This window comes from Methylobacterium mesophilicum (assembly GCF_036441335.1).
In the GTDB taxonomy this organism is placed as follows: domain Bacteria; phylum Pseudomonadota; class Alphaproteobacteria; order Rhizobiales; family Beijerinckiaceae; genus Methylobacterium; species Methylobacterium mesophilicum_B.
On record NZ_MLBW01000040.1, the window covers coordinates 1 to 9,073 of the forward strand.

Below are 9,073 nucleotides of genomic sequence, written 5' to 3' on the forward strand. Positions count from 1 at the left end.
GCCCGCGTCGGCGATCGGAACCGTCGATCCGCGGCGCCCGCATTCCCCGCGCTAGGCCGCGCCGCGCCGGGGGCTCGCCGGATCAGTCCCGGCCGGCCTCGTCCGGCGCGGTGATCGCCTTTGCGGGCGCGCCGAGGGCGCGCGAGACCGCGGCGGCGCCCTTTCGCACCCGCTCGCCGATGGCGCGCAGCTTCTCGTCGGAGAGCCGGTGCGTCGGCCCCGACACCGAGATCCCCGCGATGGCCTCGCCGTGGACGTTGAGGATCGGGGCGGCGACGCAGCGCATCCCGATGCTCCGCTCCTCGTCGTCGATCGCGTAGCCCCGGCGGCGGGTCGCCTCGACGTCGTCGCGCAGCCCCTCCATCGAGCCGATGGTCTTGTCGGTGAACCGCGCGAAGGTCCTCCCCCGGAACAGGCGCTCGGTCCGTGCCGGCGCGTAGGTGCTCAGCAGCGCCTTCCCGATGCCCGACGCGTGCAGCGGCGACAGGGAGCCCGGGGGGAAGAAGGCGCGGATCGTCTCGTGGGTCTCCACCTGGCTGACGAACAGGACGTTGCCGTCCTTCTCGACGCCGAGATTGGAGGTCTCGCCGGTCTCCTGCATCAGCGTCCACATCATCGACCGGCTCCGCTCGACGACGTTGTGGCGGCGCAGGAACGCCGATCCGAGCCGGTAGGCTTCCGCGCCGACGTGCCACTCCTGCTTGTCGGCGCTGATCTCGACGAGGCCGCGGCGCTCGAGCGTCGCGAGCACCCGGTGCATCGTCGCGACCGATTGCTCGAGCCGGCCGGCCAATTCCGACAGCGTCAGCCCGTCGCCGCCCGCCAGGACGTCGAGGACGTCGAGGGCACGGTCGAGCGCCTGGATGGTCGCCGCGGGCTTGGCGCCGCCGAACCCCTTCGGCCGCCCGCGGCGTCGACTTCCCGAATCCATGGCGTCCCCACCCTCGCCGATCCCGGCCACTCCGTAGGGTGAAAAATTTTTTCTCACAACGGAAAAAGGTAAAGCCCTGCCGGGTCGCGTCTTTTCGCGCTCCACGCATCGCTGAAAAAGTTTTTCAAGAAAATATCAAACCGGTTCCGGCGGTGCTATCGTTCCCGTATTGGAGGAGAGCGCCGCCGATGTTCGCACAGAATCCCGTCTTCATTCCCGGTCCGACCAATATGCCGGAAGTGCTTCGCCGCGCGGCCGACATGCCGACTCTGGATCACCGGTCGCCGCTCTTCGCGCAGATCCTTCATCCGGCCCTCGCCGGCGTGAAGAAGGTCCTGAAGAGCGATGACGCCGAGGCGTTCATCTTCCCGTCGACGGCGACGGGCGGTTGGGAGACCGCGCTCTCCAACACGCTCAGCGCCGGCGACGCGGTGCTGGCGGCGCGCCACGGCATGTTCAGCCACCGCTGGATCGACATGTCCCGCCGCCACGGCCTCGATGTCCGGGTGATCGAGGCCCCGTGGGGCGAGGGGCTTCCGGCGGACCGCTTCGCCGAGGCCCTCGCGGCCGACACCGCGCACCGTATCCGGGCCGTGCTGGTCACGCACAACGAGACGGCGACCGGTGTCCGCTCGGACGTCGCCGCCGTGCGCCGCGCGCTGGATGCCAGCAACCACCCGGCCCTGCTGCTGGTCGACGGCGTCAGCTCGATCGCCTCGATGGATTTCCGCATGGACGCGTGGGGCGTCGATGTCGCCGTGACCGGCTCGCAGAAGGGCTTCATGCTGCCCGCGGGCCTCGCTATCGTGGCGTTCTCGCCCAAGGCCATGGCCGCCACGGCGACGGCCACGCTGCCGCGGACCTATTTCGACGTCCGCGACATGGCGAAGGGCTACCCGAACGGCGCCTATCCCTACACGCCGGCGGTCGGGCTCCTGAACGGCCTGAAGCTGTCGACGGAACTGCTGCTGGCCGAGGGGCTCGACACCGTCTTCGCCCGGCACCGCCGCATCGCGGACGGGATCCGCGCCGCCGTCGCCGCCTGGGGCCTGGAGCTCTGCGCCGCGCGCCCGGACCTCTACTCGGACACGGTGAGCGCGATCCGCACCCCGGAGGGCTTCGACGCGACCCGGATCGTCACCCACGCGGCGCGCCACTACGACGTCGCCTTCGGGGTCGGCCTCGGCGAGGTCGCCGGGAAGGTCTTCCGCATCGGCCATCTCGGCAGCCTGACGGACGTGATGGCGCTGTCGGGGATCGCCGCGGCCGAGATGGCGATGGCCGATCTCGGCCTGCGCATCGAGCTGGGATCGGGGGTCGCGGCCGCGCAGGCGGTGTACCGCCGCGGCCCGGCCGCCGGCCTGCGCGCGGCCGCCTGAGGGAGAGCGCCATGGACAGCGCCCTGATCACGCCCACCCTCGACGACGTCCTGGCCGCCCACGAGCGCATCCGGCCCTACATCCACGAGACGCCGGTGCTGACCTCGCGGATCATCGACGAAGCGGCCGGCGCACGGCTGTTCTTCAAGTGCGAGAACCTGCAGAAGGCCGGCGCCTTCAAGGCGCGGGGCGCCTCGAACGCCGTCTTCAGCCTCACCGACGCGCAGGCCGCGCGGGGGGTGGCGACCCACTCCTCCGGCAATCACGGTACCTGCCTGTCCTACGCGGCGGGCCGGCGTGGCATCCCATGCACGGTGGTGATGCCGCGCACCGCGCCCCAGGCGAAGAAGGACGCCGTGCGCGGCTACGGCGGCCGGGTGGTGGAGTGCGAGCCGTCCACCTCCTCCCGCGAGGCGGTCTTCGCCGAGGTGGTCGCCGAGACCGGCGCGGAGTTCGTGCACCCCTACAACGATCCCCGGGTCATCGCCGGGCAGGCGACCTGCGCCCGCGAGCTGATCGCGCAGGTCCCGGATCTCGACGCGGTGATCGCCCCGATCGGCGGCGGCGGCATGGTGTCGGGCACCTGCCTGACGCTCGCCGGGCTCGCCCCGCAGATCGCGGTCTACGCGGCGGAGCCCGAGCAGGCCGACGACGCCCATCGCAGCCTGAAGGCCGGTCGGATCATCGCCGACGACGCGCCGGTGACGGTCGCGGACGGGCTCAAGGTGCCGCTGAAGGACCTCACCTGGCACTTCGTCCGCCACCACGTCGCGGATATCCTCACGGTCTCCGAGGCCGAGATCGTCGCGGCGATGCAGCTGATCTGGAAGCGGCTGAAGATCGTCATGGAGCCGTCGAGCGCCGTCGCCCTGGCGGCGGTGCTGAAGAACCGCCCCGTCTTCGCGAACAAGCGGGTGGGCGTGATCATCACGGGCGGGAACGTCGATCTCGACGCGCTGCCCTGGCAATAACGGGAGGCCCAAGATGCACATGAACACCCGATCCGCCGATCTCGAGGTCGGCTTCGACGTCCCCGCGCTGCCCGGCATGCGCGAGGACGAGATCCAGACGCCCTGCCTGATCGTCGATCTCGACGCGCTGGAAGGCAACATCCGCAAGATGGGCGACTACGCGAAGGCGCACGGGATGCGCCACCGTGCCCACGGCAAGATGCACAAGTCCGTCGACATCCTGAAGCTCCAGCAGAGCCTCGGCGGCGCCTGCGGCGTCTGCTGCCAGAAGGTCTCGGAGGCGGAAGTCTTCGCCCGCGCGGGCATCAAGGATATCCTGGTCTCGAACCAGGTGCGCGACCCGGGCAAGATCGACCGGCTGGCGCGGCTGCCGCTGCACGGCGGCCGCATCATCGTCTGCCTCGACGACGTGGCGAACGTCGCTGACCTCTCGGCGGCGGCGCAGCGGCACGGCACGCAGCTCGACTGCTTCGTCGAGATCGATTGCGGCGCCGGCCGCTGCGGCGTGAGGACGACCCCCGAGGTGGTGGCGATCGCCCAGGCCGTCGCGGCCGCGCCGAACCTGCGCTTCGCGGGCCTCCAGGCCTACCAGGGCGCCATGCAGCACATCGACGGCTACGAGGAGCGGCGGGCCAAGCTCGACGCGGCCATCGCCCAGGTGCGCGACGCCGTCGCGGCGCTGAACCGGGAGGGCCTCGAGCCGGAACTCGTCAGCGGCGGCGGCACCGGCAGCTACTATTTCGAGGCCGGATCCGGCGTCTACAACGAGCTGCAATGCGGCAGCTACGCGTTCATGGATGCCGATTACGGGCGTATCCGCGACCGGGACGGCAACCGCATCGACGCGGGCGAGTGGAAGAACGCCCTGTTCATCCTCACCAGCGTGATGAGCCACGCCAAGGCCGACAAGGCGATCTGCGACGCGGGTCTGAAGGTGCAGTCGGTCGATTCCGGCCTGCCGTTTGTCTTCGGCCGCGACGACGTGACGTACATCAAGTGCTCGGACGAGCACGGGGTGATCGAGGATCCCGAGGGTAAGCTGAAGGTCAACGACCGTCTGCGTCTCGTGCCCGGCCACTGCGATCCGACCTGCAACGTCCACGACTGGTATGTCGGCGTGCGCGGCGGTCGGGTCGAGACGCTCTGGCCGGTCTCGGCCCGCGGCAAGGCCTACTGACGCATCCTGCACACCGTCCGTCATCGCGAGCGCGGCGCAGCGATCCGGCGAGGTGCCGCGCCTGGACGGGACCCGCTGCCCCGGGTCGCCTCGCTCCGCCCGCGATGACGGAGGCAACACGCCGGCTCAAGAACTGAGGACACATCCGCGATGATCATCGTTCCCGAGCACGCGATCGACGGGCTCTTGACCGAGGCGGAGTGCTTCGGCGCCGTCGAGCAGGTCTTCGCCTCCATGGCGCGGCGGCGGGCCGGCAACTTCCCGGTCGTCCGGGAAGCCATCGGCCACGCCGACGCGCTCTACGGCTTCAAGTCCGGTTTCGACCGGGACAGCCTCGCGCTCGGCCTCAAGGCCGGCGGCTTCTGGCCCGGCAACGCCGCGAAGGGCCTGACCAACCACCAGTCGACGGTGTTCCTGTTCGACGCCGATACCGGCCGCTGCCGGGCCGTGGTCGGGGGCAACCTCCTCACGGCGCTGCGCACGGCCGCGGCCAGCGCCATCTCCATCCGGCACCTCGCCCGCGGGGACGCGCGCGTGCTCGGCATGATCGGCGCGGGCCACCAGTCGGCGTTCCAGCTGCGGGCGGCGCTGGCGCAGCGGCCGTTCGAGCGGGTCCTCGCATGGAACCTGCATCCGGGCATGTTCGGCCGGATGGAGGCGGTGGCGCGGGAGCGCGGCGTGCCGTTCGAGGCGGTGGATCTCGACCGGCTCGGGGCCGAGGCCGACGTCGTCGTGACGATCACGTCCTCGTTCGCGCCGATCCTGAAGGCCGCGCAGGTCCGGCCGGGCACGCACGTCGCCTGCATGGGGACGGACACGCGCGGCAAGCAGGAGGTCGAGGCCGAACTGCTCGCGGGCGCGACGGTCTTCACCGACGAGGTCGCGCAGTCGGTCAGCATCGGCGAGGCGCAGCACGCGATCGCGCGGGGGCTCCTCGCCGCGGATTCCATCGTGGAGATCGGGGCAGTGATCAACGGCGATCATCCCGGCCGCGTCTCGGAGTCCGAGATCACCGTCTTCGACGGCACCGGGGTCGGGCTGCAGGACCTCGCGGTCGCCGCGGTGGCGGTCGACCGCGCGGTGGCCAAGGGGCTGGCGACGGAGGTGGATGTCTGACCAGCTCGGCGGGCGCCGCCCACGGGTGCGAGAACGCTGACGCCGATGAAGAGCGCGACGCGCCCGATCCTGAAGCTGCGCCGCCGACCCCGATGTCCGAATCCACGAGCCCCTCTGCGGAGGATGAGTAGGGCGGCCTACGCCTCGCCGCGCACCAGGGCTGCCGCGAGGGCGTTGTGGCGGGCGGCCAGCGCCGCGGTGTCGAGGGTGGTCAGGCGGCCCTCCCGCACCACGATCTTCCCGTTGATGACGCTCCAGGCCACCGTCTGCGGCGCGCAGAAGGTGAGGGCGGCGACGGGGTCGTGCAGCGCCCCCGCCATGCCGAGGCCGCGCAGGTCGAAGGCGACGATGTCGGCCGCCATGCCGGGGGCCAGGGCGCCGATATCGTCCCGGTTCAGCACCTTCGCGCCGCCGAGCGTCGCGATCTCCAGCGCCTCGCGCGCCTTCATGGCCCCCGGTCCGGAGCCGACGCGGGCGAGCAGCATGGCCTGCCGCGCCTCGCCCAGCATGTGCGACCCGTCGTTGGAGGCCGAGCCGTCGACGCCGAGCCCGACCGGCACGCCCTCGCACCGCATCTGCCGGATGGGCGCGATGCCCGAGGCGAGGCGCATGTTGGAGCAGGGGCAGTGCGCCACACCGGTCCCGGTCCGGCCGAACAGCGCGATGCCGGCGCGGTCGAGCTTGACGCAGTGAGCGTGCCACACGTCGGGGCCCGTCCAGCCCAGGTCGGCGGCGTACTCCGCCGGGGTCATCCCGAACTTTTCGAGGCTGTAGCGGACGTCGTCGTCGTTCTCCGCGAGGTGGGTGTGGAGCGAGACGCCGTAGTGCCGGGCCAGTTCGGCGGCATCGCGCATCAGGCCGCGGCTCACCGAGAACGGTGAGCAGGGCGCCACCACGATCCGGCGCATGGCGAAGCGCTCCGGATCGTGCCAGCGCTCGATCAGCCGGCGCGTGTCGTCGAGGATCGCCGCCTCGTCCTCGACGACCGAGTCCGGCGGGAGTCCGCCCGCGCTCTCCCCGACGCTCATCGCGCCGCGGGCGGCGTGGAAGCGCATGCCGATCGCCTCGGCGCCCTCGATCGAATCGTCGAGCCGGCAGCCGTTCGGGTAGATGTAGAGGTGGTCGCTCGACGTGGTGCAGCCCGAGAGGATCAGCTCGGCCATCGCGGTCTGCGTCGAGACGCGGACCATCTCCGGCGTGAGCCGGGCCCAGATCGGGTAGAGCGCCTTCAGCCAGCCGAACAGCTCGGCATCCTGCGCGGCCGGCACCGCGCGGGTGAGCGTCTGGTACATGTGGTGGTGGGTGTTCACGAGGCCCGGCAGCACCGCGTGGCCGCGCATGTCGAGGACGGTGTCGGCCCGCTGCGGCACCTCGGCGGCGGGGCCGACGGCGACGATGCGGTTGTCCTCCACGTAGACCGCGCCGCCGGGGATCTCCCGGCGCTGCGCGTCCATCGTCACCAGGATGTCGGCGTTCGTCAGCAGCAGGGAGGTCATCGCGTCTCTCCGGGTGCGCCCTGGAGGCCGCGCCGGATGGGCCGCGCCGCCTCGCCACGGCCAGATGCCGCCCTCTGGCGGCAGGAACGCCGTGCCGGGCGCACCGTCTCGGGGCCGTCAGCGGGCCGCAGCATACGGCAGCCGCGAGCGCTCACCTTGGCGATTTTTCGCGAAGTGCTTCCGAAATCCCGGCATGGCGTTCGCGGCCAGCCATGCAAGGTTTGAGAGCCAGCCAAGTCGGCAGCGCATGACCCCGGAGCGGCCGCCGAGAGCCCGCTCCCCCGCCCCCGGGTGGGCCGCCACGGCCCGCCCTGCGACTGGCCCCACACCCGCTCCTGGCGGCCCGGACCCGGAAGAGGTCCGGCCACCGCTGCCGGGTCCCTGACGACACCATCACGGGACGACGCCTCGACAGGTCCCGGCTGGCGGAGGACACGCCCATGACGTCTCACGACAGGACGACCCGCGAGGTGGACGCGGTCGACGCGATCCCGCCCCTTCCCAAGCTCCTCGCCTACGGCATGCAGCACGTGCTCGTGATGAGCGCCGGGGCGGTGGCGCCGCCGCTCATCCTCGGCGCGGCGATGAACCTGCCGACCGAGACGGTCGCCTACCTGATCAACTGCGACCTGCTGGTGACGGGCATCGCGATCCTGATCCAGTCCCTCGGCCTGGGGATGTTCGGCATCCGCCTGCCGGTCATCATGGGCGTCAGCTTCGCGGCGGTCGGCCCGATGGTGGCGATGGCGCAGGACCCGACGATCGGCCTGCCGGGCATCTTCGGCGCGACCATCGGGGCGGGTCTGTTCGGCCTGCTGCTCCGGCCGTTCTTCTCCAGGCTCGCGAGCTTCTTCCCGCCGCTGGTCACCGGCACGGTCATCCTGATCATCGGCGTCACGCTGCTGCCGGTCGGGATCAACTGGGCGGGCGGCGGCTTCGGGGCCCCTGATTTCGGCGCCCCGGTCCATCTCGGCGTCGCGGCCTTCGTGCTGGCGGTGATCCTGGTGGTCAGCCGCTTCGCCACCGGCTTCGTCGCCAACGTCGCCGTGCTGATCGGCCTCGTCGCGGGCCTGTGCCTCGCCTGGCCGCTCGGCCTGTTCCGTCTCGACGGGCTGGCCGAGCGCCCGCTCATCGCCCTCGTCACGCCGTTCCACTTCGGCTGGCCGACCTTCCACCTGACGGCCGTGGCGGCGATGTGCATCGTCATGATGGTCACGCTGGTCGAGTCGACCGGCATGTTCCTGGCGGTGGGCGACATCGTCGGGCGCCCGGTGGACAGGCGGACCCTGACCCGCGGCCTGATGGCGGACTCGCTCTCGACGCTGATCGCGGGCTGCCTCAACACCTTCCCGCACACCTCGTTCTCCCAGAACGTCGGCCTCGTGAACATGACGCGGGTGCGCAGCCGCTACGTCACGGTCGCGGCGGGCTTCATCATCCTGGGCGTCAGCCTCCTGCCCAAGGTCGCCTTCGCGGTGGCGTCCATCCCGCCCGCCGTGCTCGGCGGCGCCGGCATCGTGATCTTCGGCATGGTCGCGGCGGCGGGCCTCAAGATCGTGGGCGGCGCCGATCTCGGGGATCGCCGGAACCAGATCGTCGTCGCGGTCAGCATCGGCCTCAGCCTGATCCCGATGGCGGCGCCGAAGCTCTTCGCCGCTACCGCGCCGGACTGGGCCGGGCCGATCCTGCACAGCGGGATCACCCTCGGCGCCATCGGGGCGATCGTCCTCAACCTGCTGCTGAACTCGGACCGTCTCGGCGCCGGGGCCGAGCACCGCGCCGCCGGCGCGGAGCCCGCCTTCCCGCACGCGGCCGCCCTCGACCGGGCCTGAGGGGACACGCCATGAGGAAAGACGCCGTGTCGGCCGAGACCATGAAGGCGCTCTCGCGGCGCCACTTCCTGAAGGCCGGCGCGGCGGCGGGCGTCGCCGTGAAGGTCTCCTTCCTGGCGCCCCCGGCCCGGGCGCAGCTCGCCGAGACCGGCCCGTCCGCCGGCTCCCCGT

At 71.6% G+C, this 9,073-nt stretch carries 8 protein-coding genes; 6 read left to right on the top strand and 2 right to left on the bottom strand.

Features of this window, described 5'->3' with window-relative positions:
* Positions 1-82: 82 nt before the first annotated feature.
* Positions 83-931 carry an HTH-type transcriptional regulator BhcR gene (bhcR, locus tag MMR14E_RS28955; protein WP_331319100.1) on the bottom strand — a complete coding sequence of 283 codons (849 nt, stop codon included), beginning with the start codon at positions 929-931 and terminating at the stop codon, positions 83-85.
* A gap of 188 nt (positions 932-1,119) precedes the next feature.
* On the opposite strand from bhcR, the gene bhcA reads away from it, so the two are divergent.
* The 4 genes from bhcA (at position 1,120) to bhcD (ending at position 5,574) form a co-directional block, all read left to right on the top strand.
* Positions 1,120-2,310 carry an L-aspartate--glyoxylate aminotransferase BhcA gene (bhcA, locus tag MMR14E_RS28960; RefSeq protein WP_331319101.1) on the top strand — a complete coding sequence of 397 codons (1,191 nt, stop codon included), beginning with the start codon at positions 1,120-1,122 and terminating at the stop codon, positions 2,308-2,310.
* Positions 2,311-2,321: 11 nt separating this feature from the next.
* The gene (gene bhcB / locus MMR14E_RS28965) at positions 2,322-3,281 is read left to right on the top strand and encodes a beta-hydroxyaspartate dehydratase BhcB (protein ID WP_331319102.1); all 960 of its coding nucleotides are present in this window, start codon (positions 2,322-2,324) and stop codon (positions 3,279-3,281) included.
* 13 nt (positions 3,282-3,294) lie between these two features.
* Positions 3,295-4,458, top strand: coding sequence for a 3-hydroxy-D-aspartate aldolase BhcC (bhcC, locus tag MMR14E_RS28970; protein WP_331319103.1), 1,164 nt, complete (start codon positions 3,295-3,297; stop codon positions 4,456-4,458).
* A gap of 150 nt (positions 4,459-4,608) precedes the next feature.
* On the top strand, positions 4,609-5,574 hold the full coding sequence (bhcD, locus tag MMR14E_RS28975; protein WP_331319104.1) for an iminosuccinate reductase BhcD: 966 nt from the start codon (positions 4,609-4,611) through the stop codon (positions 5,572-5,574).
* Between the two features lie 137 nt (positions 5,575-5,711).
* Here the strand turns inward: bhcD and MMR14E_RS28980 are convergent, their stop codons facing one another.
* A complete protein-coding gene (locus tag MMR14E_RS28980; RefSeq protein ID WP_331319105.1) occupies positions 5,712-7,070 on the bottom strand; it encodes an 8-oxoguanine deaminase in 1,359 nt (452 codons plus the stop codon).
* A 440-nt stretch (positions 7,071-7,510) separates the two neighbouring features.
* Between MMR14E_RS28980 and MMR14E_RS28985 the strand changes: the two genes are divergently transcribed.
* Entirely contained in the window at positions 7,511-8,902 is a 1,392-nt protein-coding gene (locus tag MMR14E_RS28985; RefSeq protein ID WP_331319107.1) for a nucleobase:cation symporter-2 family protein, read from the top strand.
* Positions 8,903-8,943: 41 nt separating this feature from the next.
* The coding region (locus MMR14E_RS28990) for a twin-arginine translocation signal domain-containing protein (RefSeq protein ID WP_331319109.1) at positions 8,944-9,073 on the top strand (130 nt) is incomplete at its 3' end.